The organism is Acinetobacter sp. 1207_04 (assembly GCF_052850415.1).
This window is the reverse complement of sequence record NZ_VXCQ01000004.1, coordinates 65,587-91,869: the sequence shown is the minus strand read 5'-3', so window position 1 is coordinate 91,869 and position 26,283 is coordinate 65,587. Positions and strand designations below refer to the sequence as shown.

General features: G+C 37.2%; 28 protein-coding genes, 3 tRNA genes and 1 riboswitch. Of the genes, 11 read left to right on the top strand and 20 right to left on the bottom strand.

What is annotated here, in order from left to right:
• Nucleotides 1-39 precede the first annotated feature (39 nt).
• From FW754_RS04960 to FW754_RS04945, 4 genes are all read right to left on the bottom strand, one after another.
• A tRNA-Leu gene (locus FW754_RS04960) sits at nt 40-125 on the bottom strand.
• A gap of 124 nt (nt 126-249) precedes the next feature.
• A complete protein-coding gene (locus FW754_RS04955) occupies nt 250-981 on the bottom strand; it encodes a hypothetical protein (protein ID WP_446324028.1) in 732 nt (243 codons plus the stop codon).
• A gap of 833 nt (nt 982-1,814) precedes the next feature.
• Nucleotides 1,815-1,900, bottom strand: a tRNA-Leu gene (locus tag FW754_RS04950).
• Between the two features lie 11 nt (nt 1,901-1,911).
• Nucleotides 1,912-1,985 (bottom strand) — tRNA-Cys (locus FW754_RS04945).
• Nucleotides 1,986-2,137: 152 nt separating this feature from the next.
• Between FW754_RS04945 and folD the strand changes: the two genes are divergently transcribed.
• Together folD and FW754_RS04935 are read left to right on the top strand one after the other, a co-directional pair.
• Nucleotides 2,138-2,986: a bifunctional methylenetetrahydrofolate dehydrogenase/methenyltetrahydrofolate cyclohydrolase FolD gene (folD, locus tag FW754_RS04940; RefSeq protein WP_446324027.1), complete on the top strand. Its 849-nt coding sequence runs from the start codon at nt 2,138-2,140 to the stop codon at nt 2,984-2,986.
• 142 nt (nt 2,987-3,128) lie between these two features.
• Nucleotides 3,129-3,809 (top strand): class I SAM-dependent methyltransferase, encoded by a 681-nt coding sequence (locus FW754_RS04935; RefSeq protein WP_419348912.1) that lies wholly within the window; start codon nt 3,129-3,131, stop codon nt 3,807-3,809.
• A gap of 33 nt (nt 3,810-3,842) precedes the next feature.
• Here the strand turns inward: FW754_RS04935 and FW754_RS04930 are convergent, their stop codons facing one another.
• Both FW754_RS04930 and FW754_RS04925 read right to left on the bottom strand, forming a co-directional pair.
• Nucleotides 3,843-4,271: a hypothetical protein gene (locus FW754_RS04930; RefSeq protein WP_419348915.1), complete on the bottom strand. Its 429-nt coding sequence runs from the start codon at nt 4,269-4,271 to the stop codon at nt 3,843-3,845.
• Nucleotides 4,272-4,504: 233 nt separating this feature from the next.
• Nucleotides 4,505-5,839: an MFS transporter gene (locus FW754_RS04925; protein WP_446324026.1), complete on the bottom strand. Its 1,335-nt coding sequence runs from the start codon at nt 5,837-5,839 to the stop codon at nt 4,505-4,507.
• Nucleotides 5,840-6,609: 770 nt separating this feature from the next.
• Between FW754_RS04925 and glpD the strand changes: the two genes are divergently transcribed.
• Nucleotides 6,610-8,139, top strand: coding sequence for a glycerol-3-phosphate dehydrogenase (gene glpD, locus FW754_RS04920; RefSeq protein ID WP_446324025.1), 1,530 nt, complete (start codon nt 6,610-6,612; stop codon nt 8,137-8,139).
• A gap of 76 nt (nt 8,140-8,215) precedes the next feature.
• On the opposite strand, the gene FW754_RS04915 is transcribed toward glpD, so the two are convergent.
• The 7 genes from FW754_RS04915 to rpoD form a co-directional block, all read right to left on the bottom strand.
• Complete coding sequence (locus FW754_RS04915) at nt 8,216-9,601, bottom strand: APC family permease (protein WP_409512400.1); 1,386 nt, start codon at nt 9,599-9,601, stop codon at nt 8,216-8,218.
• Nucleotides 9,602-9,863: 262 nt separating this feature from the next.
• Nucleotides 9,864-11,048: an iron-containing alcohol dehydrogenase gene (locus tag FW754_RS04910; protein ID WP_446324024.1), complete on the bottom strand. Its 1,185-nt coding sequence runs from the start codon at nt 11,046-11,048 to the stop codon at nt 9,864-9,866.
• Nucleotides 11,049-11,051: 3 nt separating this feature from the next.
• Complete coding sequence (locus tag FW754_RS04905; protein ID WP_409512402.1) at nt 11,052-11,585, bottom strand: hypothetical protein; 534 nt, start codon at nt 11,583-11,585, stop codon at nt 11,052-11,054.
• Between the two features lie 79 nt (nt 11,586-11,664).
• Nucleotides 11,665-12,324, bottom strand: coding sequence for a lipoyl(octanoyl) transferase LipB (gene lipB, locus FW754_RS04900; RefSeq protein ID WP_446324023.1), 660 nt, complete (start codon nt 12,322-12,324; stop codon nt 11,665-11,667).
• Between the two features lie 283 nt (nt 12,325-12,607).
• Nucleotides 12,608-12,895, bottom strand: coding sequence for a YbeD family protein (locus FW754_RS04895; protein ID WP_409512421.1), 288 nt, complete (start codon nt 12,893-12,895; stop codon nt 12,608-12,610).
• A gap of 151 nt (nt 12,896-13,046) precedes the next feature.
• Entirely contained in the window at nt 13,047-13,334 is a 288-nt protein-coding gene (locus FW754_RS04890; RefSeq protein ID WP_409512422.1) for a YbeD family protein, read from the bottom strand.
• A 126-nt stretch (nt 13,335-13,460) separates the two neighbouring features.
• A complete protein-coding gene (rpoD, locus tag FW754_RS04885) occupies nt 13,461-15,392 on the bottom strand; it encodes an RNA polymerase sigma factor RpoD (RefSeq protein ID WP_409512404.1) in 1,932 nt (643 codons plus the stop codon).
• A 344-nt stretch (nt 15,393-15,736) separates the two neighbouring features.
• Between rpoD and FW754_RS04880 the strand changes: the two genes are divergently transcribed.
• Together FW754_RS04880 and FW754_RS04875 are read left to right on the top strand one after the other, a co-directional pair.
• Nucleotides 15,737-15,946 (top strand): PA3496 family putative envelope integrity protein, encoded by a 210-nt coding sequence (locus FW754_RS04880; RefSeq protein ID WP_409512405.1) that lies wholly within the window; start codon nt 15,737-15,739, stop codon nt 15,944-15,946.
• A 66-nt stretch (nt 15,947-16,012) separates the two neighbouring features.
• A complete protein-coding gene (locus tag FW754_RS04875; protein WP_409512406.1) occupies nt 16,013-16,537 on the top strand; it encodes a YecA/YgfB family protein in 525 nt (174 codons plus the stop codon).
• Nucleotides 16,538-16,593: 56 nt separating this feature from the next.
• Here the strand turns inward: FW754_RS04875 and FW754_RS04870 are convergent, their stop codons facing one another.
• The 3 genes from FW754_RS04870 to FW754_RS04860 form a co-directional block, all read right to left on the bottom strand.
• Entirely contained in the window at nt 16,594-17,019 is a 426-nt protein-coding gene (locus tag FW754_RS04870) for an ABZJ_00895 family protein (RefSeq protein WP_446324022.1), read from the bottom strand.
• Between the two features lie 102 nt (nt 17,020-17,121).
• Nucleotides 17,122-17,730 carry a DedA family protein gene (locus tag FW754_RS04865; protein WP_409512408.1) on the bottom strand — a complete coding sequence of 203 codons (609 nt, stop codon included), beginning with the start codon at nt 17,728-17,730 and terminating at the stop codon, nt 17,122-17,124.
• A gap of 128 nt (nt 17,731-17,858) precedes the next feature.
• Complete coding sequence (locus FW754_RS04860) at nt 17,859-18,353, bottom strand: DUF2938 domain-containing protein (RefSeq protein ID WP_419348939.1); 495 nt, start codon at nt 18,351-18,353, stop codon at nt 17,859-17,861.
• Between the two features lie 63 nt (nt 18,354-18,416).
• Between FW754_RS04860 and FW754_RS04855 the strand changes: the two genes are divergently transcribed.
• Complete coding sequence (locus FW754_RS04855) at nt 18,417-18,842, top strand: helix-turn-helix domain-containing protein (RefSeq protein WP_409512410.1); 426 nt, start codon at nt 18,417-18,419, stop codon at nt 18,840-18,842.
• Between the two features lie 31 nt (nt 18,843-18,873).
• Here the strand turns inward: FW754_RS04855 and trhO are convergent, their stop codons facing one another.
• Complete coding sequence (trhO, locus tag FW754_RS04850; RefSeq protein WP_419348942.1) at nt 18,874-19,806, bottom strand: oxygen-dependent tRNA uridine(34) hydroxylase TrhO; 933 nt, start codon at nt 19,804-19,806, stop codon at nt 18,874-18,876.
• Between the two features lie 114 nt (nt 19,807-19,920).
• On the opposite strand from trhO, the gene FW754_RS04845 reads away from it, so the two are divergent.
• From FW754_RS04845 to FW754_RS04835, 3 genes are all read left to right on the top strand, one after another.
• Nucleotides 19,921-20,406, top strand: coding sequence for a DUF1289 domain-containing protein (locus FW754_RS04845; protein ID WP_409512412.1), 486 nt, complete (start codon nt 19,921-19,923; stop codon nt 20,404-20,406).
• Between the two features lie 18 nt (nt 20,407-20,424).
• Nucleotides 20,425-21,045, top strand: a complete 621-nt coding sequence (locus FW754_RS04840) for a LysE family translocator (protein ID WP_409512413.1) — start codon at nt 20,425-20,427, stop codon at nt 21,043-21,045.
• Nucleotides 21,046-21,186: 141 nt separating this feature from the next.
• On the top strand, nt 21,187-21,585 hold the full coding sequence (locus FW754_RS04835; RefSeq protein WP_446324021.1) for a DUF2750 domain-containing protein: 399 nt from the start codon (nt 21,187-21,189) through the stop codon (nt 21,583-21,585).
• Nucleotides 21,586-21,703: 118 nt separating this feature from the next.
• On the opposite strand, the gene ribB is transcribed toward FW754_RS04835, so the two are convergent.
• Nucleotides 21,704-22,363 (bottom strand): 3,4-dihydroxy-2-butanone-4-phosphate synthase, encoded by a 660-nt coding sequence (gene ribB, locus FW754_RS04830; RefSeq protein WP_446324020.1) that lies wholly within the window; start codon nt 22,361-22,363, stop codon nt 21,704-21,706.
• Between the two features lie 105 nt (nt 22,364-22,468).
• A riboswitch (FMN riboswitch) is annotated at nt 22,469-22,626 on the bottom strand.
• Between the two features lie 130 nt (nt 22,627-22,756).
• Between ribB and FW754_RS04825 the strand changes: the two genes are divergently transcribed.
• Nucleotides 22,757-24,541, top strand: a complete 1,785-nt coding sequence (locus FW754_RS04825) for a DUF2157 domain-containing protein (RefSeq protein WP_446324019.1) — start codon at nt 22,757-22,759, stop codon at nt 24,539-24,541.
• The gene (locus FW754_RS04820) at nt 24,538-25,113 is read left to right on the top strand and encodes a GDYXXLXY domain-containing protein (RefSeq protein ID WP_446324018.1); all 576 of its coding nucleotides are present in this window, start codon (nt 24,538-24,540) and stop codon (nt 25,111-25,113) included. Before FW754_RS04825 ends, FW754_RS04820 begins: the two co-directional genes overlap by 4 nt.
• A gap of 49 nt (nt 25,114-25,162) precedes the next feature.
• Here FW754_RS04820 and panD read toward each other — a convergent pair whose 3' ends face one another.
• Both panD and pth read right to left on the bottom strand, forming a co-directional pair.
• Nucleotides 25,163-25,543, bottom strand: coding sequence for an aspartate 1-decarboxylase (gene panD, locus FW754_RS04815; protein ID WP_004722504.1), 381 nt, complete (start codon nt 25,541-25,543; stop codon nt 25,163-25,165).
• Nucleotides 25,544-25,692: 149 nt separating this feature from the next.
• Nucleotides 25,693-26,271, bottom strand: coding sequence for an aminoacyl-tRNA hydrolase (pth, locus tag FW754_RS04810; protein ID WP_409512418.1), 579 nt, complete (start codon nt 26,269-26,271; stop codon nt 25,693-25,695).
• Nucleotides 26,272-26,283 lie beyond the last annotated feature (12 nt).

Below are 26,283 nucleotides of genomic sequence, written 5' to 3'. Positions count from 1 at the left end.
GCTAGTTATTTTATTGCACCATTTTAAGAAGTATTAAAATGGTGCCCGAGGCCAGACTCGAACTGGCACGCTTTGTGGGCGGGGGATTTTAAATCCCCTGTGTCTACCGATTTCACCACTCGGGCATGAGCGCAATAATAAAGGAGTGATTTTATCTTGGCAAGGTGCAATGCTTCGATTTGTTGTATTTTCAATCAAATGATACGTTAAAAGTTTAAAATATCTGCATTTTAATGAGAATTACTTTATTTAAAGCATGTCGTCGACATATTCATCAAGGTCGACAAACTTGTAAGACTGCGACATTTTATTTTCATATTTAAGAAGTTCGAGGTGTAGATCTAAGTCTTTGACTAATTTTTGCTGTAAGGCTTCATATTGATCTGTATCTTTTTTGCTTAATGTTAAGCGAATTTTGGTTTTAATGACTTGTTTATATGACCAAAAACAGACTCTGCGTATTTGTTGTAAGTTGTAATAGTCAATATTTGATGCAGACTCACGAAACATATTTTCTTTATAAAATTTGATAAAGCCAAAACTCAAGGCAAAGAAAAATAATAGACCTTGTAAGAGGCTACTGTCTAAATAAGCAATATTGAGGGTTTGCAGTACGATCAGTACGGCAAGTTTCATTGGGGTATTGCTGAGTTGTTGGTATAGGTGTGTTGAGCTATGTTTCATCTGTTTAATGATTAGAGGAACGGTAAACATGAGGAATAACATAATGCACAAGATAGCGATGCCAAAAGCTTGTGTCTGATCAAAACGAGGAAATGAAGATTCAACTAAGCTGCCTAATGCGAAAGCAGTACTGACAAAAATCATCATTGCCAAAATCCAAGGAATAAACTCTTTTAATTCATCGAGTAGACCTTTGGCTTTGAGTTGACCATACAATAGAAAATTTCTTTTAAATGCCTGAGGGTACTGTTGTTCCAGTTGTTGCAGGTATTGTGTTGCTTGCTGGGTCTTGATCATAAGGCTCTTTACAGAATAAAACGGCAGACGCTGAATGTTCAGTATCTTTTCCTTGAATGTGAGTATTGTAAAGCAAATTTGAAATCATGTAGAGGGTAAGCATGGATCTAGTCAATTGCATCACAATGATTGGAGGGTTCTTTTAATACGTCTGCGTATTGATTATTAAATGAATATTTCATTGCTGGAGTGGATTGAGTATTTTGTTCGGGAGGATTTTTACTCAAATTGTATTTTTTAATGGTGAGTTTTTTGGCTTGATAAAAGGCTTGTTTAAATTTCTCAATTTTTTTTGATTTGGTGTCTTTAAAGGGATTGGTAAAAACCTGTTGGTCTAAAAAAATTCCATGCGTTGATCATCGTCAGTCATTGAGCTAAATGCATCGACACCATTAGCATCTTTAATTAAAAAGAACGGTTTTTCATTCAGATTTACGCAATTTAAATTTAAGCGAATATTTTCACCTTGCATATTGAAATTAAAATTAATGGCAGAATTTGGTGGGGGGACTCACTTGAGAATAGATTGATCCAATGATTTTTGTTGAGATAAGGTTTTAAGTCTGTATTTCCATTCATATTTGGAAAGTTTTTTGCTAAATCTAATCTGCTCTGACTGCTCGATATAGTAGATGAATTTTCTGATAAGTTTGGTTGTGGTAGATTTTGCAGGTGATTTGAAATATTGCTTTGACATGCACTGAGTATTATTGTGCTGAGGATGGAAAGAGCGCTGATAATAGTTGTATTTTTATTCATATTATAAATTTTAGGTATAAAAAAACTAGCATAAAGCTAGTTGTTTTATTGCACCATTTTAAGAAGTATTAAAATGGTGCCCGAGGCCAGACTCGAACTGGCACGCTTTGTGGGCGGGGGATTTTAAATCCCCTGTGTCTACCGATTTCACCACTCGGGCTTTACAAGATATGGAGGTAGGAGCCGGAATCGAACCGGCATTTACGGAGTTGCAGTCCGCTGCATCACCATTCTGCCATCCCACCATCTCTTGGTGATGCGTATATTAGCAACCTTTGAAAAAAAAACAATACTACAATTCATGCATATGCACATAAAACCAACATATAGAATAAAATTGTTCAAATAATCATGTATTATTTGCAAAATTGATTCATATCTACTTTGGAGATGTGCCGTGGCATTAGTTTTAGATGGTCGCGCATTAGCGAAACAAATTGAAGCAGACTTGTTAACCCGTGTTGAAGCGATAAAAGAGAAAACAGGTCGTACCCCAATTTTAGCGACTATTTTAGTCGGTGATGATGGTGCATCTGCCACTTATGTACGTATGAAAGGGAATGCATGCCGTCGTGTTGGTATGGATTCTATAAAGGTTGAGTTAGGTGCTGAAACCACAACTGAACAATTGTTGGCTGAAATTGAAAAATTAAATGCTAATCCTGACGTACACGGTATTTTATTACAGCATCCTGTACCTGCTCAAATTGATGAACGTGCATGTTTTGATGCCATTTCACTTGCAAAAGATGTCGATGGTGTAACATGCCTCGGTTTTGGTCGTATGGCGATGGGTGAAGCAGCTTATGGTTCTGCAACACCTGCAGGTATCATGACCATTTTAAAAGAAAACAAAATTGAAATTGCAGGTAAACATGCAGTTGTTGTCGGTCGTTCTGCAATTTTAGGTAAACCAATGGCTGCAATGTTATTGGAAGCCAATGCAACCGTAACAATCTGCCATTCACGTACGCAAAACTTAGCTGATTTTGTAAAACAAGCAGACATTATTGTCGGTGCAGTCGGTAAAGCTGAACTCATTCAGAAAGATTGGATTAAACAAGGCGCTGTTGTTGTCGATGCAGGTTTCCATCCACGTGATGGTGGTGGTGTAGGTGATATTCAACTTGTCGGTATTGAAGAAGTTGCTTCTGCTTATACGCCTGTTCCAGGTGGTGTGGGACCAATGACGATTACGACTTTGATTCGTCAAACTGTGGAAGCTGCTGAAAAGGCTTTGGGTTAATAGAATTCCTCCCCTTGCAAAGCAATACTTCTCATCTTTGAAAAGGGAGGGGTTGCATATTTTCAATTTGCAGTGGGTTCCCCTCTTTTTAAAGAGGGGTTAGGGGAGATTAAATGATTTATTATGAATTAAAAGAAATCATATGAGCTGCACTTTTCAACTGCCTAAAGCCCCAAAAAACCTACTTAATGCATTGCATGAAGTAATTCCAAACTGTGAATTGCTTGCACAGCAATTGCCTGAAACGCCAATTTCTTTATGGCTCATTCCGCCTGTATTTCCGACTGATCGCTTAGATGATGAAGTGATTCGCCGTATTTGGAATGAAACACCGTATTGGATTTTTTGTTGGGCTTCAGGTCTAGCAATGGCACAGTGGTTGCTTGCTGAACCTCATCATGTGAAAGATAAAGTTGTTTTGGACTTTGGTGCAGGGTCAGGTGTTGTGGCGATTGCAGCGAAAATGGCAGGGGCAAAACGCGTTATTTGTTGTGATATCGACAAAGTAAGTTTAGATGCATGTCGTGAAAATGCATTGCTGAATGATGTTGAGCTTGAATATTTGGATGATTTGTACCATTTAGAGCGAACAGCAGAGCAAGTTGATGTGTTATTGGCTGCCGATGTTTTATATGATCAATGTAATCGTTTTTTCTTAGATGAATTTTTAAAATTTGCACCCGAAGTTTGGGTTGCCGATAGTCGTGTGAAAAATTTTAGTCATCCAAAATATCAAAAGTTGGAAGAGCGTAGTGCAACGACTTGGCCTGACTTAGATGAATCAAAAGAATTTCGTAACGTGAGTTTTTATAAGACGCTTTAAAGCGTCTTATTTTTTATAATCAATTTATAAATTTTAAGAACAGGTATAGCGAACGACATGTAGAGTACTTGGACGAGTTTCTAAAGCTTGGCGTGTTGCATAATCTTCACTGTTGTTTAAGCTTGGTGTATTTGAAAGTCCGAAAGAAGTACGACTATGACCCAATTGAACACCTGTTTTATCATCTGAATTGATCTGTGGGTTGATAATTTCAGTACTGCTTAAAACAGCAAGTTTATAGGTCTTATTTTCACCAAGAACTTTTTTACAAGCACGTTGTAATTTATCGACATCTAAGTCACGATCTGCACGACCAGACAATGTATAGACCAATGTTGCTTGATTCTCGGTTTTACTTTCAATTTGATAACCCGTTGTTCCATTAAACGAACGCGGTGCGGTCTGACACGCTGTTAGCATTAAAATAGTCATTGCAAATGCTGTTGCTTTAATTATTTTCATCTGTGATGTTCTCTTAAGGGAATGTACTATGTGCAGTATGGCATAAAATAGAGTTGAACAAACTTGCTATAAAGATAAAAAATGAAGATATGAGCATTGTTATGTTCTTTTTTGTATATAAACTAGTTTTAAATGTTAGGTAAATCATGTGTTTATATTATTGATGTTTAAGTGATACAAAAACAGCGCTTAATTTGAGCGCTGTTTTTGTATCTAAAAATATCGTTCAATAATTAGGCATCTGTAATGAGACTATGTTTTTTAGTATCTTTCATAAAGATATAGGTGATTAAAGAAAGACCAATCATAAAGGTGATGTAGTAAAAGAAATAATTTTCATGACCCGCATTTTTAAAGCTTAGAGCAACCAACTCTGCAGTACCACCAAACACGGTGTTGGCAAGTGCATAAGGCAAAGCAACGCCTAATGCACGAATATGTGGTGGGAATAACTCAGCTTTTACTACAGCATTGATGGCAGTATAACCAGTGACAATGACCATACCACTCATACACAACATAAACGCAGTGGTTGGATTGGTTGTAGAACCTAAGCCATTGAAAATAGGAATGGTAAATAGCACACCTAAGACACCAAAAGTGATCATAATCGGTTTACGACCAATCTTATCTGACAATGCACCAACAGCAGGTTGAATGAGCATAAAGACAAAAATTGCGGCTGTGGTAATTTCAGTAGCAGTGGTTTTTTCAAAACCTGAGGTATTGACCAAGTATTTTTGTAAGTACGTGGTGAATGTATTGAATGCTAAAGTACCACCCGCAGTCAGCATAATGACCGTAAATGCCTGTTTAGGATATTTGGTAAATAACGCTAAAGCCCCAGATTTTTCACCCCCATTTTTGGCTTGCTCTTGTGCCTTTTTCGAAGATTCTGTTTCAACTAAACCACGACGAATCCAAAATACTACAATAGCCAATAATGCACCAATGAAGAACGGAATACGCCATCCCCATTCACCCAAAGCTTGTTCGGAAAGGTTGCGTTGTAAAATAATCAGTACGCAAAGCGCAAGTAATTGACCTGCAATGAGGGTGACATATTGGAAGCTTGAGAAGAAACCACGATGATTTTTTCCTGCCATTTCTGTCAAATATGTTGCACTTGAGCCGTATTCACCGCCAACACTTAAACCTTGAATTAGTCGGGCGAACAATAAAATTGCAGGGGCAAGCATACCGACAGAATCATAAGTTGGTGCGCAGGCGATCATCAATGAACCAATGCACATTAATGATACGGAAACGGTTAAGCCCGCTTTACGACCTTTACGATCAGCATAAATGCCCATTACCCATGCGCCAATTGGGCGCATTAAAAAACCTAGTGCAAAGACAGCTGCTGCTTGTAATAATTTAACTGTGCTGTCGCCATCAGGGAAAAAACGTGGGGCAAAATATAAGGTAAATGCGGCATACACATACCAATCGTACCATTCAACGAGGTTTCCTGCAGAACCTCCCAAAATAGATTTAACTCGAGTTTTACGATCAAGGGATGGGGTTTGGCTTTCGGAGGATATATTTTTAGAAGATGCATTAGACATCACAGTTCTCCAAATAATTTAGGCAAAACGCATGCATACATTTCAATAAATGCTATTGAAAAAATGTGAGATCATGTGCTGTGGAAGAAAGGAAATTGAAAGAAACAAAACATTACAAAGTACTTATACGCTTGGGTTTTCTATGCTTTTATTAGACTTTGGTCGTAAGTTGATGTTGTTTTATGCATTAAAAAAGTGCAAAAAATATTTTTTTATCTTATTTTGAGTCTAATAACATATCAGCATGCCTGTTGATAGAAAATAAGTATTTGTAATAAAAATAAAAAAATGAATAAATATAATATTTAGTTTTGAAATACATCTATTTTTGAGTGCGATTAAAATAAAGACATTTACTTCAATATCAATAGAGGCTTGGTTGTAAATACAGCATATTTTCTCATCAATAGTTGGGAAAGTGCTAAGTTGATTTGAGTAGCCATAAATTATTTGATGTGTGCTTTGATCTTTTTATAGTTGAATGGCTAGAAGTGGTTTATAGTTTTTAGATTAAGTATTGATCGAAAGATCAATACTTTGAAGCTGTATCGGTATTGTGGAAAAGTCATTTAAAGTTTTTATGGTGGAATTCAAAATTATCAACGTATTGATAAAACTTTGAATATATAAAATGAATATTTTAATTTGGTTGTTGGTCATATATTTAAATTGTTTAATGATTAGATAAAATCAGAAATATTTATCTATATCAAACAAAATATAAGGGCAAAGAACAAGAAAAATTAAAACAAACGGGTGAGGAATAAAATATGCAAGAACTTCACGAATATTCGAAATGTTATGACCTTGTCGTGATTGGGGGAGGAATCAATGGCATTGGTATTGCAAATGATGCTGCGGGGCGAGGATTATCAGTTTTTGTCTGTGAAAAAGATGATCTTGCTTCACATACCTCATCGGCAAGTAGTAAGCTCATTCATGGCGGTTTGCGCTATTTGGAACATAAAGAATTTCGTTTGGTACGTGAAGCATTAGCAGAAAGAGAAGTTCTGTTAAATAAAGCACCGCACATCATTCGTCCTCTACGTTTTATTATGCCTCATCGTCCACATTTACGTCCTGCATGGCTTATTCGAACAGGGCTATTTTTTTATGATCATTTGGGTAAAAGAGAAAAATTAGCAGGCTCAAATTTAGTGACTTTTGATGGTTTAGATAGTCCATTGCATCCCGATATTCAACGTGGTTTTGAATATTCAGATTGTGCAGTAGATGATGCACGATTAGTCGTGCTGAATGCCATACAAGCAAGAGAGCATGGTGCAAAAATCATGACTCAAACCCAATGTATTTCTGCAGTGCAAATTGAGGGCTTATGGCATGTGACGCTTGAAAATGAACATGGTATTTTTCAGGTTAAAGCCAAAGTTCTAGTCAATGCTGCTGGGCCTTGGGTGGCACAATTTATCCGTAAAAATTTAAATTTGAAATCACCTTATGGTATCCGTTTGATTCAAGGTAGTCATATTATCGTACCGAAATTATATGAGGGTGAGAAAGCCTTTATTTTACAAAATGATGATCAGAGAATTGTTTTTACTATTCCGTATTTACAACGGTTTACTCTTATTGGCACGACAGATTGGGAATATACAGGTGATCCGAATTATGTTGAGATCAGTGCTGAGGAACGGGCTTATTTACTTGATGTCTGTAATGATCATTTTAAACAGCAACTGACTGAAGCTGATATTGTCAGTACCTTCTCTGGTGTGCGTCCATTGTGTGATGATGAGTCGGATAATCCATCTGCGGTCACCCGTGACTATACTTTGGCATTGAGTGCTGAAAGTACTGCGCATGCACCATTGTTGTCGGTCTTTGGTGGGAAATTAACGACTTATCGTAAATTGGCAGAAGCTGCTATGGATCAGCTCAAACCATTTTTTAACAGTATGAAAAAGGAATGGACAGCCACGGCATTGTTACCTGGTGCTGAGCATTTTAATTCTATAGATGAGCTGAAAGATCAAATTCAACAGCAAATTAAAGGTATTGGTGAAGCGACAGCAGAACGTTGGGCACATGCTTACGGCACTCGTACGATGCATTTTTTGCAACATAGCAATTCAATTCATGAATTAGGACAAGACTTTGGGCATGGTCTATTTGCACAAGAAGTTGATTATTTAGTGGATCAAGAGTGGGCGATCACAAGTGAGGATATTTTAAAACGCCGAAGTAAGCTGTATTTGGATTTTAATCAAGATGAGATACAAATTTTAGAAATGTATTTACACGTATTACATGAGCGCCGTTTACGTCAAAACGTGGCATAAGCTTTTTGATGGATTAGTAAAATCAAAAAAGGCGCTTTATGCGCCTTTTTTGAATGAATTAGATTCAGTTTAAATCTTATTCATGTTCATTATGTTGTGGAGCAGGATAACGGAAACCTTTGGTTTTATAACCCAAATACATAATACCGAACATTGCCCACCATAGACCCCATTTCAAGGCAGTTTCTTCAATCTCAAGCCACATTGCAAAGATACTAAAGAAGCCAAGTAATGGAATAATAATGAAGTTAATGATGTCTTTGATATTTTTGGTACGCCCATCACGCAATGCATAACGAGAAATCACCGACAAGTTTACGAATGTAAACGCAGTTAAAGCACCAAAACTGATCATTGAAATCACAATATCAAGATCCATGAAGCCCGCAGTTAAAGCAACGGCACCCACAATCAAAATATTGTAAGAAGGAGTAAAGTTTTTAGGACTGATATGACCGAAGATCTTTTTATTGATTACGCCATCACGACCCATCACATACATTAAACGTGATACACCCGCATGTGCAGAAATACCAGAAGCCATCACCGTCACAATTGCAAAATACAGAACGACTGTCTTAAATGCTGCGCCACCCACTGCAAGAAGAATATCGGGTTGTGTTGCAGCAATATCTTCAAAGTAAGTTTTTGGATCATTCGGGAAGTAAATCTGCATGAAGTATGTGCTGATAATGAAGATTACACCTGCAAGTAATGCCGTCATAAAAATGGCACGTGGCAGCGTTTTCTCAGTATCTTTGGTTTCTTCAGCAAGCGAACTCAGTGAGTCAAATCCTGTAAATGAGAAGCATAATAATGTTGCACCTGTAACGAGTGCACCAATAGATGTCATTTCATTCCAAAATGGTTCAAGACTCCACAATTGATACTTAGCATCGACCAATGAACCATCCGCATTGACACCACTTGAAAGCAGTTGATAAACCATCCAAACAAAGTAGGCGATAACAGCTAACTGAACAAAGACGATTAAACTGTTAAAGTTAGCAACAAAACGCGCACCACGTAAGTTTACAGCAGTCATGATTGCAGTGAGTGCAATAACCCAAACCCAATGATTTACTTCAGGAAAGAGTGCTTCTAGATAGATCACTGCCAAGATGATATTCACCATTGGAGACAGTAAATAGTCTAACCAAGAAGACCAACCCACCATGAAACCGACGTTTGGATGGATGGATTTTTGTGCATACGTGTATGATGACCCCGACGATGGATATCGACGAATCATGTGTCCATAACTGATAGATGTAAGTAAAATTGCCACTAAAGCAATAATATAAGACGTTGGAACGTGAAAGTGACTCTCTTCTGATACAAGACCAAAAGTGTCAAATAGCGTCATTGGTTGGATATATGCCAAACCAATAATAATGATGTGCCAGAAGCCAAGTGTTTTTTGCAATTTAGCTGTCGATTGAGTCCCAGTGTTAATTGTCAACGGCGTTGTCCTCTTAATCGTTGATCAAGGATCAGTCATTTTTAAGGATCGTTTGAGACGAACGATCCCCCCTACGAATAAAACAAAAGTGCGCCAATCTACTTCAAAAAGCCACCCTTGTCAGTAACTTTGTTGGTTTTTTTAGCAGAAATTGTGCCACTTTGATTGAAAAGTGAGTGACCAACTATTCTGCATGATAAAAGCCCGATATTTATGTAAATATCAGGCTCCTTTAAAACTATATTGGATTATTTTTAAGCAATTACCAAGCTTTTTCCAAGATTGATTTTAAATCTTTGAATGTTGCTTCTTTTGGATTGTAAATAATAGAGCCATCGTTGAGGGCTTTATCTGCAACTTCATCAAGTTGTTCTTTTGAAATTTTACCTGTTTCACTGAGTGTACGTGGCAATTTAGTGAGTGCATATAAACGATCACGCATAGTATTGAGTGTTGCAATCACTTTATCGGCACGTTGGTTCGCAGGTGTTTGTGCGTAAATATCGGGACCAGCAAGTGGCAATAATAATTCTGCAATTTTATCGCCATTCACATCTTTATTGTATTCAAGTACGTAAGGTAAGAATAGATTCATGCATAAGCCATGGGGTAAATGGGCAACTGAACCTAAAGCGTGTCCTAGTGAATGTACAATACCGACCATTGAGTTTGAAAATGCAATACCTGCCATTGTAGATGCTTGAGCAAGTTCTAAACGACCATGTGCATCGGTTGGATTGTCTAAAACATTGAATAGGCTATTGCTGACTTTTTTCACAGCCGCCGTTGCATAAGCATCTGAAATTGGATTGGCTGCCATACAGGTATAGGCTTCAACAGCATGCGTCATTGCATCCATCGCAGTCATTGCCGTTAAATGTGGTGGCAAGGTTTGTGTCATACGTGGATCTAAGATGGCTGCATTTGGCATTAAATAGTTCGATGCAAATGCCAATTTCACATGTTTCTGATTATCTGAAACGACAGCCACCATGGTGACTTCTGAGCCTGTGCCCGAAGTAGTTGGAATAACAAAGAATGGTTTAAGCGGATGAGGTAAGTTGTGTGCACCTGAATATTTCGTCAGGTCATCACCACCTTCAGTCACCAAAATATTGGTTGCTTTGGCCGTATCAATGACTGAACCACCACCCACAGCTATAATCGCATCACAGTTATTTGTACGGTACGCTTGCGCCGCAGCACGAACGGTTTCTAAACTTGAGTCAGGTGGTACATCATCATAGACAAAACCAACCTCAACATCGGTTGATTCAAATGCGGCTTCAAGTGGCACTAGTAGGTTATTTATACGCACACCTTTGTCTGTAATAATCATTGGGCGTTTTGCGCCAAGTGAAGATAATTCAAAAGGAATGTGTTCAAGTGCAGCATGGCCTGCAATCACTTTGACGGGGCAAAAAAATTCGTAATATGGTTTAGCCATGTGTTAAGCACTCCCTTTAATATATGACTGTGCAACTTTAAGATAAATATTTGCAGCACCTGATAGTTTTTCTTTTAACGATAATTCACGTGGATATTCTTTGACTGCCAACTCTGCAACCAATTTTGGCAAAATTAGTGCTTCCATTTTATTGAGGCAACGTACTAAACGAATGGCATAAGAGAGATCACCATCGGCAATCATACGGTCATTGGCAAATGCTTGAGAGGTACTTTCTTGGAAAGAAAACACCAAAAACGCATGATGTAAATGCTTAAACGTGATGGTTAAATCAGGTTTTTCATCTAAGTTTTTAACCAATTCTAATTGGTGTTGTTCATTGACACGGGCAATAAATTTTGACCCGTTTGGATAAACTTTCATAGACAAGGTTAAGCCGATTGGAAATTTTGAAACTTCATGTTTAATTTCATCATCGACTTGGCTTGCCATCACCAAGCCTCTGCCAATCACGTCCATCATGAGTTTGACATAATTTTGTTCCAAAGCAGGCTTTACAGATTTGGTTGAAATCACTCGCGTATCCCTTCTGCAAATTGTATTTATGTTTTTAGAGTAATTACTCTATTTTATTTTTCTTGAAAAAGAAAGTCTTTTAATGAGAAATGACTTGGACGTCATTAAAGTAACCACTCTGTTGAAAATATTCAATGATATCTGCATATAACTCATTGAAATCAGGATGATTCTCAATTAAATCTTGTATTCTGACCATTTCAAGTCCTGCATAACCACAAGGGTTAATGGTATGAAAACCATGCAAATCACAATCGATATTTAATGCCAAACCGTGATAACTACGACCTTTACGAATTTTGAAACCAAGTGAACCAATTTTACGTTCATTGACATAAACGCCTGGTGCATCGGGTTTGGCATAGGCTTCAATGCTATATTTTTTCAGCAAATCAATCATCAATTGTTCAGCATAGCTGACAAGTGTGCGTACGTTCCATTTCAGACGGTTCAAATCAAACATGAAATATACGACCATTTGCCCTGGACCATGCCACGTGACTTGCCCACCACGATCGCTTTGTACCACAGGAATATCGCTTGGTATCAAAATATGTTCAGGCTTTCCTGCTTGCCCCTGTGTGAGTACCTCGTGATGTTGTAAGATCCATAATTGATCAGGAGATTTTTCATCACGCTGTTCAGTATAGCTTTTCATTTCCTGAAAGCGTTCGCTATAAGGGGTTAAGTCGTGATAATGACGAATAATTAACTGTGGTTTTATAACAACATCATTCACAGATCGACATCTCTAAAATGGAAGAATAGTTTTTATTATAAATAAATTTACGTCAAATAGGGGATTGGCAAGTACAGTGAAAAATATCTTTTATATGTTTATCAGATTTGTAACAGTTAGGCATTGCGCTGATCTGGTAAATTTGCCAATAAGTCTTTTTTCGATGCTATATGCATTACTTAAATATAGGAATGGGATTCAGTTGCTGTTTTAATTTTCTTAACTTTCAAATCTATTTATAAACGTAAAAAACACGCTATATAGCGTGTTTTTTATTTCTAAATTATAAAGCAGTTTTAATATGCTCACATGCTGCAAGATCTGCATAAAGTTGATGAACTTGCTCAAGCTCTATAAAGCGTAATTGTGCAGTAATAGAGTCATATTTACCTGTGCGAGATGCTTGAACTTTCAAAGTTTCAGCATCAAAATCAGGGAAGTGTTTAACCAAAATTTCGATGACTGAGACACGCAGTTGCTCGCCTGCATCACCAATGAGTTTAATCGGGTAGTCCATAGGAAAAACCCAAAGATCTTCACGAAGTTCACGAGATGGTGTACGGTCTAACATAGTCATGAGTGACAGCCTTTCTATTTAACATGAGCCCAGAGGCTGATGTTTATTATTTCATACCATATAAAATGGGGACTGAGTATTTAACTTCAAGCCCCCATCAGTATGCTGATGAGAAATATAATCCTATCAGCAAGATTAATAATTATTATAAAGCAGTTTTAATATGCTCACATGCTGCAAGGTCTGCATAAAGTTGATGAACTTGCTCAAGCTCTATAAAGCGTAATTGTGCAGTAATAGAGTCATATTTACCTGTGCGAGATGCCTGAACTTTCAAAGTTTCAGCATCAAAATCAGGGAAGTGTTTAACCAAAATTTCGATGACTGAGACACGAAGTTGCTCACCTGCATCACCAATGAGTTTAATTGGATAGTCCATAGGGAACACCCAAAGATGTTCTTGGAGTTCACGAGACGGTGCACGATTAGTCATATCAGTCATGGGAAACCTCTTTATTAAAAATACCTGCTAAGTGCAGGTATTTTGAGTTATTTGCTACATGCTTATAATATGGGGTATGACACTCCATATTCAAGCTTTCACTGTCCTAAGAATGATTTAGTCATTCTCAAGGAATGAACGTAAATGTTCTGAACGTGAAGGATGGCGTAATTTACGTAAGGCTTTCGCTTCGATCTGACGAATACGCTCACGTGTTACATCAAACTGCTTACCGACTTCTTCCAATGTGTGATCCGTTGGCATATCAATACCAAAACGCATTTTTAAGACTTTCGCTTCACGTTCAGTTAAGTTTTCTAAAACTTCACGTGTTGCTTCTTTTAAGCCTTCTGATGTTGCTGCATCAATTGGAGAGGTAATATTACCATCTTCAATGAAGTCACCCAGATGCGAATCTTCATCATCACCAATTGGCGTTTCCATCGAAATCGGTTCTTTGGCAATTTTTAATACTTTACGAACTTTCACTTCGTCCATTTCTAGACGTTCGCCTAATTCTTCAGGTGTTGGTTCACGACCCATTTCTTGAAGAAGTTGACGTGACACACGGTTGATTTTATTGATTGTTTCAATCATGTGTACCGGAATACGAATCGTACGTGCTTGATCGGCAATTGAACGTGTAATCGCCTGACGAATCCACCATGTCGCATAAGTCGAGAATTTATAACCACGACGGTATTCAAACTTATCTACAGCTTTCATTAAGCCGATGTTGCCTTCCTGAATTAAATCGAGGAATTGTAAGCCACGGTTGGTGTATTTTTTCGCAATCGAAATTACAAGACGTAAGTTAGCTTCAACCATTTCTTTTTTTGCACGGCGAGCTTTGGCTTCACCAATCGCCATACGTTTAGAAATGTCTTTGATATCTCGAACGTTTAAAGAAAGCTCTTTTTCAATATCGGCAATTTGCTGTTGGAATGCAGTGATATCTGGACGAACTTTTTCTAAATAACCACGCATTTCTGTTGGTGCTTTCGCAATTTGCTCATCTAACCATGCAAAATTTGATTCTTGACCTGGGAATGATGTACGGAATTGCGTACGATCCATACGACCACGACGTACAGCATAGCGCATTACTTCACGTTCAGAGGTACGAATTTGTTCATGTGTACCACGAATCATTTCTGAAATGATGTCAAAAAGACGTGGGGTGAATTTAAACATCATGAACACAGTTGCCAATGCTTCCATTGCAACTTTGCCTTCTTCGCTGTTACGACCGTGTTTTGCAATCGTTTCTTTTGACGTTTGCCAAACAGCCGTTAATTCATCAAAACGTGCTTTTGCAATTTCAGGATCAGGACCAGATTCACCTTCAGATTCGTCATCACTTTCAGACTCTTCTTCTTCTTCATCGTCATCTAGTTTTACATCTTTAGTTGGCTTTTTCGCAGCATCTTCTTCTTCATCGACTTCTTCAGACTCTTCTTCCAATACTTCTGGAATAACTTCATCTGATTCAGGATCTAAATAACCTGAAAGAATGTCGGCAAGACGGCGTTCACCCGCTTCATATTCTTTATATTCATTTAAAACGACTTCAACCGCATTTGGCCAATATGAAATTGAATGAAGAACGTCACGAATTCCTTCTTCAATGCGTTTTGCAATGCTAATTTCGCCTTCACGGGTTAACAGTTCAACTGTACCCATTTCACGCATATACATACGGACAGGGTCAGTAGTACGACCTGGTTCACTTTCTACTGAAGCCAATACTGCAGCAGCTTCTTCTTCAGCAACTTCATCGGTTGCTTCGCTGCCACCTTCAAACATTGTATCGTCAGTTTCAGGCGCACGTTCATGAACCGGAATACCCACGTCTTGAATCATCTGAATGATGTCTTCAATCTGTTCGCTTTCAGTGATTGAGTCCGGCAGATGATCGTTAACCTCAGCGTAGGTTAAGTAACCTTGTTCTTTGCCTCGGCTAATCAGCGCCGCTACTTGTGAAGTAGGGGATTGCATATCGCTCATCTTTGCTCTCTTCTCGTTGAATTTATGGCGGTAAACGTACATTTGTTGTACGCATGACGAATCAAATGTGAATAAACCACCATTTCATCAAAAAGTACGCAACTTGTTTTGATAAAATTAGGTTATTCAAATTCTGTAATAAATAATGGGGAGTGATGTTGTTATTTTCAAGATCAGCCCATGCGTGTTTTTTAATCTGTAGCGTGAGAATTCACAACAAAACAGAAAAACGCAGGGTGGATTATATCATTGCATAAAATAAGGCTTTTTAAAAGCCTAAAAAATCAATTTAAATGTAAAAAAACAAATAAAACTTGACAAGTTTTCAGAACAAAGATAAATAGCGCCTAGACCCATTCAAATTTTTTCCTTATGAGGTAGTTTTAGTGTCTTCTACAGATTTTGAACTAGATGATAACTACGGTGGAGATGATGATGCTGGCTTTGAAGAAACATCAAGTAAAATCACAGCGAAAGAATCTCTTGAAAAGCGTCGTTTAATAGACGATTTGCTTACACAACGCCGTTTAGATCGTGAACTGAAAGATTATGACTATGATCTAGATGATGATGACGATTTCGATGACGAAGATTAAAAATACATTGGGCATAGTGTCGGAAAATGCTATGCTTAAACTCGATACAAATTTATTGGAAACAAAATGAGTGCTTTAGATTTAGACCTACTACGCGACTATTTAGATGGCGACCAAAATGAGTTTGGTCTAGATTTCGCAGCGACACATGGTTTTTTAAGTGCTACTGCTGTTGGTCCTCATTTTGAAAAATGGCTTGATGAGCTATTTGACAATAATCAAAAGAAAGTTCCAGCAGAAATCATTGCACAAGTGAAAGCATGGTTAGAAGCACTTCGTCAAAATTTAGCCAATGAAGAAGGCATCGCATTTCCTTTTGAAATTGAAGAAGCTGATGTTGAATCAAGCCTTGGTGATTGGAGCGTTGGTTTTGTTGATGCCATGTTCTTAAATGAAGATGCTTGGTTTTCACCAGAACATGAAGAACAAGTGGTTGATTTAACTTTACCAATGATGGTTTTCAGTGGTGTGGATGATGAAGATCCACAAATGGAATCTTTCCGCCGTAATGGTCAGTTGATGGATGAAATTGCTGAAGAAATTCCAGAAAACCTCAATGAAATTTATTTAATGTTCCATACGCCTGCATAATTTTATGATTGATAAAATTTTCACGTCTATATGAATATTGTGTAATAAAAAACACCTCATTTGAGGTGTTTTTTATTAAGTCCATCTAAGCATTTTCGGGCGAACCATCCATAACTAAAATAAAATACTGCAAATTCAATTAATGTAATAAATGCAATCGCAATCAACCAAATCCATATTGGAACTTGTTTGGCAATATCAATAAAAACCTTCGTTGTTCCTGTCTCAATATTCATTAATAAGAAGAAAACAGCAAAGACGATAAAAGTACAAGCAATAGAGCCCCAAATGAGTTGTATTCTTTCATCGTCAGAAGGGAGGCGTTTTTCACGATTGACAAAATGCCATGCAGTGAAAAAACCACTAAGAATGAGTGTAGATACAATACTAGAGCTTCCTGAACTAAGCGCAGCGGTAAGTAAACCGATGAGAAAAGTGGAAACAATATAAATTCCAGTAAAGACAAGTAAATAATATTTCATTGCATCATTTCCCCAAATATATGCGAATTATTTATTTCAATATAAAACATCATTTTATTAAGATTGGAATCTTTTCTATGTAAAAAATGTGAATTTTATTGCTCAGTATTTATTTTTCTTTTGCCATTTTTTGTGGAAAAACCAAAGTGCGATGATAAGCAAAATGATAATAATCACATGACCGACTCGACTAAAAATAAGATGCATCAACTCAGGATTATTACCAAAGTAAAAACCAACACATGCTAAAAAAGTCGTCCAAATAATGGTACCCAATGCGCTATACAACATAAATTTCCAAAAGGGCATACGGCTCATGCCTGCTGGAATACTAATGAGTGAACGTACAGCTGGAATCATTCGTCCAAAAAAAACAATCCGATGTCCATATTTTTCAAACCAATCGAGTGCAGTTTGTACATCTTGGCGTTTGATAAATAAATATTTACCATATCGATCAACCCAATGAAAGAGTCGATCATGTGGGATTATGCGTCCAATACCATATAAAACCGCTGCTGCAATCAGGGAACCTAGACAGCCAGCAATAATGACACCACTGAGTAATAACTTTCCCTGTGATGCTGTAAATCCCGCAGAGGGCATAATAATTTCAGATGGAATGGGAGGGAAAACATTATCGAGAAACATCAGTAGGGCAATACCGAAATAGCCCAATTGTTCCATAATGGCAATTATCCATTGAGTCATGTAATTTATTTCTCAAATATTTAAACTATCGTAGTTTTGAATTACAGATACTTACAGTATGATTTTGTATCTTTTAGATAAATAAGAAAATAGTTAAAATATTGCACAAACTCAATATGTTTTAAACTTTATATAAGGTCGAATAAATGGAGCAAAATAGTTGAGAAATAAAGCCCTAAACCAAACATGAAATGTGTACTTATACTTTTTAACCGTGCAGACCTTGGAAACGGTGTTTGGCTTGCTGCTATTCCGAAACCTAAACAAGGTTGCATTAAAAAAAATGGGAATATGACTGTGGAAGTCCCAAAAAATAATGCAGGAAATAGTTCAGGTGATATCAACCAATTTTTGCCGACAATCATGATAAATAGCGCACTAAACATCATCCCAATAACATAATGACTGAACCAGCCGATATATTTTTCAAAACGAACATTCGGACTTTGCATGATTTTATGATGTACAAATTGTCCATGTGAAATACCGACTAGCCAACGTCCAATAAATTTATAGTTTAAAGAGGTTATATTGAAATAGCGTTGTAAGATAAAAGCATAGAAATCGATAAAAATGGTTGCACTCATTCCGATAAAAAGTACATGAAGAAGATACTCTTTCATAATTTAATCAACTTGGATTATAGTGTGAGTGAGTTTAATAGTTGAAGTTAACTTCAAGTCAATATGAAAGAACTAAGTATTTCTCAAGTTGTACGGCAGACGAAAATTCCGAGTTCAACAATTCGTTATTATGAAAGAATTGGGTTAATACATTCGATTGGTCGAAACGGGTTGCAACGAATTTTTAATGAGCAAGTGATTGATCAATTGTTGTTAATTTCACTTGGGAAACAGGCAGGTTTTTGTTTAACTGATATTCAAATAATGTTGCAAAATAAGCTTATGCCTATCGATAAAGATAGACTTGAGCAGCGTGCATGTGAGATTGATCAGCATATTGAACATTTAGAAACACTCAGGCAGGGATTACGTCATGTTGTAAATTGTTCGTTTGAAAATCCATTAAATTGTGCAAAGTTTCAAAAAATATTACATCATTCTAAGCCAGTATCCGTGGTAAAAAAGCAGAATAAAAAAGCCAAACTTTAAGTTTGGCTTTATATTGATTAATGAAATAAAATTATAAACGTTTACGTTTTGCCGCTAAAATTTGTGATTGGCGCATACGGAAACCGTCTTTTTGTTTTTCAGTTGTTTTATCGATGCAGTATTTGCAAGATACGCCATGCTCATAGCTTAGTTGATCAACTTCTTCTGGGAGTAAAGGCCATCCACATGCGTGACATTTAATATTTGCGCCTTCTTCCATGCCGTGCGTGACTGCAGTACGACCATCAAAAACGAAGCATTCACCTTCCCACATACTTTCATCAGCAGGAGTTTCTTCTAAGTACTTCAAAATTCCGCCTTTGAGGTGGTAAACCTCATTGAAGCCTTCTTGAAGAAGTAGTGATGTAGATTTTTCACAGCGAATACCACCTGTACAGAACATCGCAATTTTTTTATCTTTATGCTGTTCAAGTTGGTTCTTTACATAATCAGGAAATTCACGGAAAGTTTCAGTTTGAGGATCGAGCGCACCTTTGAATGTTCCTGCTTTAAACTCATAATCGTTACGTGTATCGACTAGAATCACGTCATCACGTGCAATCAAATCATTCCACTCTTTAGGATCAAGATAATGTCCAACAAGATCGCGTGGTTTAACTTCAACGCCTAAAGTTACAATTTCTGACTTCAATTTAATTTTCATTTTACGGAAAGGTTTTTCAACACTTTCAGATTCTTTATATTCCATTGCAACGAAGCCTTCATCAAGTAAAAACTGATGAATCTCATCGATTGCTTTACGGTCGCCTGCAACCGTGCCGTTAATTCCTTCTCCTGCTACAATAAGAGTACCGCATAGGTTGATGGTTTTTACCAAGTCTAAAAGACGTTGTTGAAGATCTGCAGGATCTTGAACTTCTTTGAATTGATAAAGTGCTGCAACAACCCAACCAGAGGTCGCTTGCTGTTCTACAGGTGCAAGCTGTTCTACAGTAGCGTTCATGGATACTCCAAATGTATTAAGATAAGTTAAAATTTCAGGCGCATATTTTAGCGCGTATTTTTGAAATAAGCGAGAATTCCATAACTTAAATATGGTTTTATTGAGGATGTTACTTTGAGTCAAGATAGAAGGATTCCTTCTTTAACCCCATGTGCAGGACGTTGTTCAACTGTATTTGGTGATGCTGTTTGTCGGGGTTGCCGACGTTTTAACCATGAAGTGATTCAGTGGAATACTTACAACGAAGCACAGCGCTTAGCGGTGTGGAAGCGTTTAGATGCACAGCTTGATCAGATTTTAGTGCCGATGTTACCACATGCAAATGTACAGCATATTGAAGGCTTTATCCGTAGTAAGCGCATTCGTGTACTTGATAATGCAAGTCGTGGACGTAAGTTTTATCATGCTTTGAAACTTTGTGAAAAAAATAAAAATCTTGCTCATGATAGCGGTTTGGGGATCCATAGTGATCAAGTTAAACCACTTTGGACAGAGTTTGAGCGCCGTGTACTCGCATTAGCGACAGCAAGTTATGATTTTGCATGGTTACGTGCAGATGGAATTAGTCAAAACTTGTTGCAAATAATTGATGATGAATGATATGGATGTTTTGAGTTAATGAATATTTCAGAATATGCACTGTACTGTCTTGCTGTTGTGGTGATGATTGCAACACCTGGCCCTGTGATGTTATTGGTGGCAAGTGCAGGTTTAAAGAGTGGTTTTTCTAAAGCTTTACAGACAATTTTTGGGACTAACTTTGCCTCTTTAGTTTTGATTGGTCTTTCAATTTTGATCTTGAAAGGGTTTTTACAGATTGGGGAGCAATGGTTCGCCTTAGTAAAAGCTTTAGGGTGCTTGTATATTTTGTATTTAGGTATACAAATTATTCGTGAGGTGATGCTTGAGCAACCAGTAGCACTCAATACAAACTCATCGCTCACTGGTGGGTTTAAACAAGGTTTCTTAGTGGGAATATCAAACCCGAAAGATATTATTTTCTTTGCTGCATTTTTCCCACAATTTGTAGGTATTACATCAAATTTAAATTTAAGTTTGAGTATTTTAACCTTAAGTTGGATCATCCTTGATTTCTTAACACTTTCATTGGTATATCTATCATTTAAGCGTTTATCAGGTTCAAAGATTTATTCTAAAATCTTAGGATGTTGTGGTTTGATTTTAGTTTTAATTGCAATATATGGAATATCTACAGTTTTTTCGGTATTTTTGAATTAAGATAAGTTTATAATTTAACGTAGAATGATTTGAAATTCGAGTGTTGAAAAATAGAATATCTACTCGTATTTTTTAAACTGCAACAATAACAAACAGAACAGATTGGATATTAAAAAGTCCAATATAAAATAAAGGTGTGTAATGAGCATTGATCCTAAAGAAATAGAAACGGTTTTACTTTTAACAGCCGAAGATCGTTACGAATTTTTCCTCGACCAAGTATCTGAAAATGGCATCCTGTGGGCGCTTTGTCATGAAACGCAAGGTTGGCCAACATTTCAAGATGATGAGCAGGGATATACTTTATTTCCTCTATGGTCAGATGAAGTTTTTGCACAACAATGTGCGGTAGGTGAATGGGAGGGTTTTGCACCAAAGTCATTTACTATTCAACAGTTTATAGATGAGTTAGCAGCACAATTAGAATCGGGGAATTTGATGGTTTCTATTTTCAAAAAGCCAGATGATTCAGGATTTATTATTCCGCCACAGCCATTGCTCACGATTTTTCAATCTTTTGTTGTTCCCAACAAATCTTAAGTCGATTTAATTTTTATCACTTAAATATGATTGATACAAAAAGCCACTGAATGATTCGGTGGCTTTTTGCGGGTCTCTCTATAAATCATACAGAGACTATTTTGATTTATTGTAGTATTTAAACATTGTGCTGTACGCGATACTGCACAAGTTCCTCAATGGTAATGAGGGTTAAATCATGTGTTTGGGCATAAGACAACACTTGAATACCTGAAGCCATGCTGCCATCAGGGTTGGTCACTTCACATAACACACCTGCGGGCTTTAAGCCTGCTATGCGTGCAAGGTCAATTGAACCTTCTGTATGCCCACGACGAGTAAGCACACCACCATCACGCCCACGTAAAGGAAAAACATGCCCAGGACGGTTGAGATCACTTGCAATCGCACCATCTTTAATTGCGGCATGAATGGTTGTTGTACGATCTTTGGCAGACACACCTGTCGTTACACCTTGGGCAGCTTCAATAGTAATGGTAAATGCGGTTTTGAATTGACTTGAGTTGTCTTCAACCATAGGTGGAAGTTCAAGATGATTTGCCAATTCGTCAGTCAAAGTTAAACAAACAATACCTGATCCATCACGAATCATACGTGCCATGGTTTCGACATTCATTGTTTCAGCTGCAACAATGAGGTCAGCTTCATTTTCACGGTCAAAATCATCCATGACCAAGACCGGTTTGCCTTGGCGCATGTCTTCTAAAGCTTGTCGAATACGTTGCTCAGCAGGAGGGAGTGCTGAAAAGAAAATTTCGGGTTGAATTAAACTAGACATTGAAACGCTCTCGTAAAAAATAGATACGGTTGAACATTTCAGGACATGAGAAATAGTGGCGTTACGAAACAGCATCATACTGCAAGTATAATGTGTTGAATGTGACGTCGTCTTCTTTCATCCGGACTATACCGTCGGCTCTGGAGTTTAACCAAATCTGCAATAACTTCAATATCGAGGTTATTGCTCGTGGGCTTGTTATTACAAAAAACTGTCAGATAACTTACCACCGGTGGGGAATTACACCCCGCCCTGAAGCGATGTACAATCATTATAGCCCGTTTTACAGTCTATATATGTTTTTAATTTAGAATGATCAGTAATATAGATAGAACAAACTGTGCTAAAGCGCAATTTATAAAAATATTGAATAATAAAGACGAGGTATCGGTATTGATCAGGACTCAGCAGAGTGTATTTTCATGGCAAAATCATAAATTTGTACAGCATTTACAGATCTTTGGTTTTATTTTAATCGCGGTCAGTGTTTTATATCTTGTGGCTGCAAATTGGTTTATGTTGCCTCAATTTGTGCAGTTAGCGGTTCCACAAATTCTATTGCTATTAAGTGCGATGACTAGTGTTTTTCTGGTAAAAAATGATTCTTTAATCCAGTGTTTACATGCTATTTGTGGCTTGATGATCGGGCTGAGTATGGCAGTCATTGGACAGATTTATCAAACAGGTGCAGATAGTTATTTGCTGTTTTTAAGCTGGTCTGTGCTGCTATTGCCTTGGTTGTATCGTTCCAATATCGGCATCTTTTTCTTGTTGTGCATTGTGAGTCAGATCGCTTTATTCTTATTCTTTATTCAAACCTTTTGGGGTGATGAATCTCCTCAATTTTTTTTACTGTCTATCCATTTTTTAGCTCTGTTACAGTTTTTATTCTGTCTTAAATATTACCCAAAAATAAGATATTTATTCATCGTTGGGTTCGCCATGCTTTCGGTGTGGTCTATGGTGATGTACTTATATGTGGATAAAGGATTAATCTATTTTATTTGTTCATTTGCTTTATTGAGCATCGCATTTATTTATTTTTATAAAAAAAATGATCAATTATGTAGTGTACTGGCTGCTGTCGCTTTAGGTGTTACATTCACTTTAATGATTGTGGAATGGCTTGGTGATTTATTTAGACAATCAGAAGTGATGGGATTGTTGATTATTGCTATGATTATTTTCGCATGGTTTGCACTGATTACTTTTTTACTGATTAAATTTATTCCACACAGCCGTTTCAATAACATTCCTTTGGCTGTTGGCGCATGGATTTCTGGGGTTGTACTGGCTTCATTGATGTTGACATTTTGGGGGAGTTTTTCCTTAATTATGGGCATTGTTTTTGTGGCGTTTGCAGCCTATATGCTTAAAGCAAAGCAAAATTTATTTTTAAGACAGCTTGCTTACTGTTTATTTATCGCAGGGCAGGTCGCTATCCTATTTCATACTTATGATTTAACTGAGAAAGTCTATCCGCTGTTATTGATTCAAATCATTGGATTAATCATTTCATATTGGGTCAGAACCCACTGGTTTTTTATTGTCATTCAGTTATCTGCGCTCTATGCTGTAGGTGTTGCCATGATCTGGCAGGATAATTCAGCCCATTTCTGGATGGGACAGATTGAAAATTTTGCTTATTTGATTCTGCTTAATTATGTTTTCTATATGAGTCTGTTGTGGATTCAAAAGATTCAACCGCAACAATATCAAAGAAGTTTGATGCTTACTAATCTAGCTATCACTATTTTTGCCGCCGTTTTTTATGCTGTTTTAGGTAAAAGTGAATTCGCTGATATTCAGCTTATTTCTATACTAACATTTGGTCTTCCTATTTTGTGGTATGTGTTCTTTTTATTTTTACATATTCGAAATCAGTTCAATCTTTTAGCGCAATGCATTCTAGCGGTCTTTGGCGCAGTCCTGATTTATTATGGCTATTTTGAAATATTTATTGTTCTGGCTGTACTGTCTTGGGCTTTAATGAAAAATGATAAATTCATCTCTGCTTGCGCATTATTGACCTTAATAGCTATTTTATGGTGCTTATATTACTCACTGGAAGTGACCTTTTTGGTGAAAAGTTTGAGTATTTTTATTTCAGGTATCATGCTGTTATTGCTTAGCTCGTGTTTAATGACTTTTAAAAATCAGGCGGGGATTGAAAAATGAAGAGAATCATTCCTTTAGTCATCGCCATTTTGAGTGTTGCATTTTTTGTGGGACTGATTCTGAAAAATGAGCAGCATTTAAAACAAAGTGACAGTATTTATATACGACTTGCACCTGTAGATCCACGTTCTCTGATTCAAGGAGATTATATGGCGCTTAATTATGATTTGGGCTTCTGGGGGCTTCCTGAACAAAATAATCAGACAGATATACCGTTGAATGATACCGTGATTAAAAATAAGTCTTCGGTTATAGCTTATGTTGCATTGGATGCACATCGCCGTGTGGTGAAAACCAGTTTTGATCCACGATTATTGGAAATGTATCCATCAACTAGCCATCGTATTGTGCTTAAAAATCCAGATAACCGTCTAGATAGGCTCTATCCTGCATCGAACAGTTTTTTGTTTGCTGAAGGTTTAGCTGAATGCTATGAGGCAGCTCAATATGCTGAGTTTAAAGTGGATCAGCAGGGTAATGCTATTCTTGCATCTTTACGTGGTGGGGACTTAAATACTTTAGGTTGTGAGAATCATAAGAAGTGGTGGAGTGGCGAAAAGGCTAGGTCTTAATTGTTAAAAAACCCGCATTAAGCGGGTTTTTTAAATCTTGGGTACTGAATTAAGCCACTTGAACAGGAATACAGTTCGCTGTGTGATTTACAGTATTATCTGGATTAGCATAAACAAGACGTGGTTTATGCGCATCAGCTTCTGCATTGGTAAAATCACCAAAAGTTGCAATGATCATTAGATCACCTACGTCAGCTTGCAATGCAGCGCCACCGTTTACAGAAATAATGCCTGAACCTTCTTCACCACGAATGGCATAAGTTGTAAAACGCTTACCATTGGTTACGTTCCACATGTGAATTTCTTCGTATTCACGAATACCAGCTAAATCAAGCAAAATGCCATCAATTGCACAAGAACCTTCATAATGCAATTCAGCTTGTGTCACAACACAACGGTGGATTTTTGCTTTTAATAAACGAGATAGCATGATTTGCGTCTCCAGATAAGCCCTTACGATTGTTATTTTGTAGTTAATTAACAATTTTTAACAGGCGGGTGCATTTGAAAGCGCATTTTGCTCTTAAAAAAGTTACTCTGCAAGAAAAATTGTTTAACAACATGATTAAATAGAATCAATTATGGTTTGTATGCATTGATTTTATTCATTGCTTGTTGGATCTCACCATTAACCAGAAGTTTAGTACAACCCAATGTATGATGAATCGCATCATCCATAAGTTTTTGTTCTGAGGATGGTGCACGTCCAAGCACATGCCCAGATACTTTCTCTTTAGAACCAGGATGACCGATTCCAATACGCAAACGATGAAAATTAGAACCAATATGAGGAACGATGTCACGCAGACCGTTATGACCGCCATGACCACCACCTGTTTTAAGGCGAATGATTCCTGGATTCATATCGAGTTCATCATGTGCGATGAGAATTTCTTCAGGCTTGATTTGATAGAATTTTGCGAAGGGGACAACACTTTGACCAACAAGGTTCATAAATGTTGTAGGTAATAGTAGACGAACGTCTTGACCTTCGATATTACCACGACCACTGATTCCTTTATATTTTGAATCAGTCTTTAGGTTAATGCCATATTGTTCTGCAAGGCGTTCTACGAACCAGAAGCCTGCATTATGGCGAGTCTGGGCATATTCCGAACCCGGATTACCCAGACCAACAATTAGTGAAATTTTACTCACTCATTTACACCA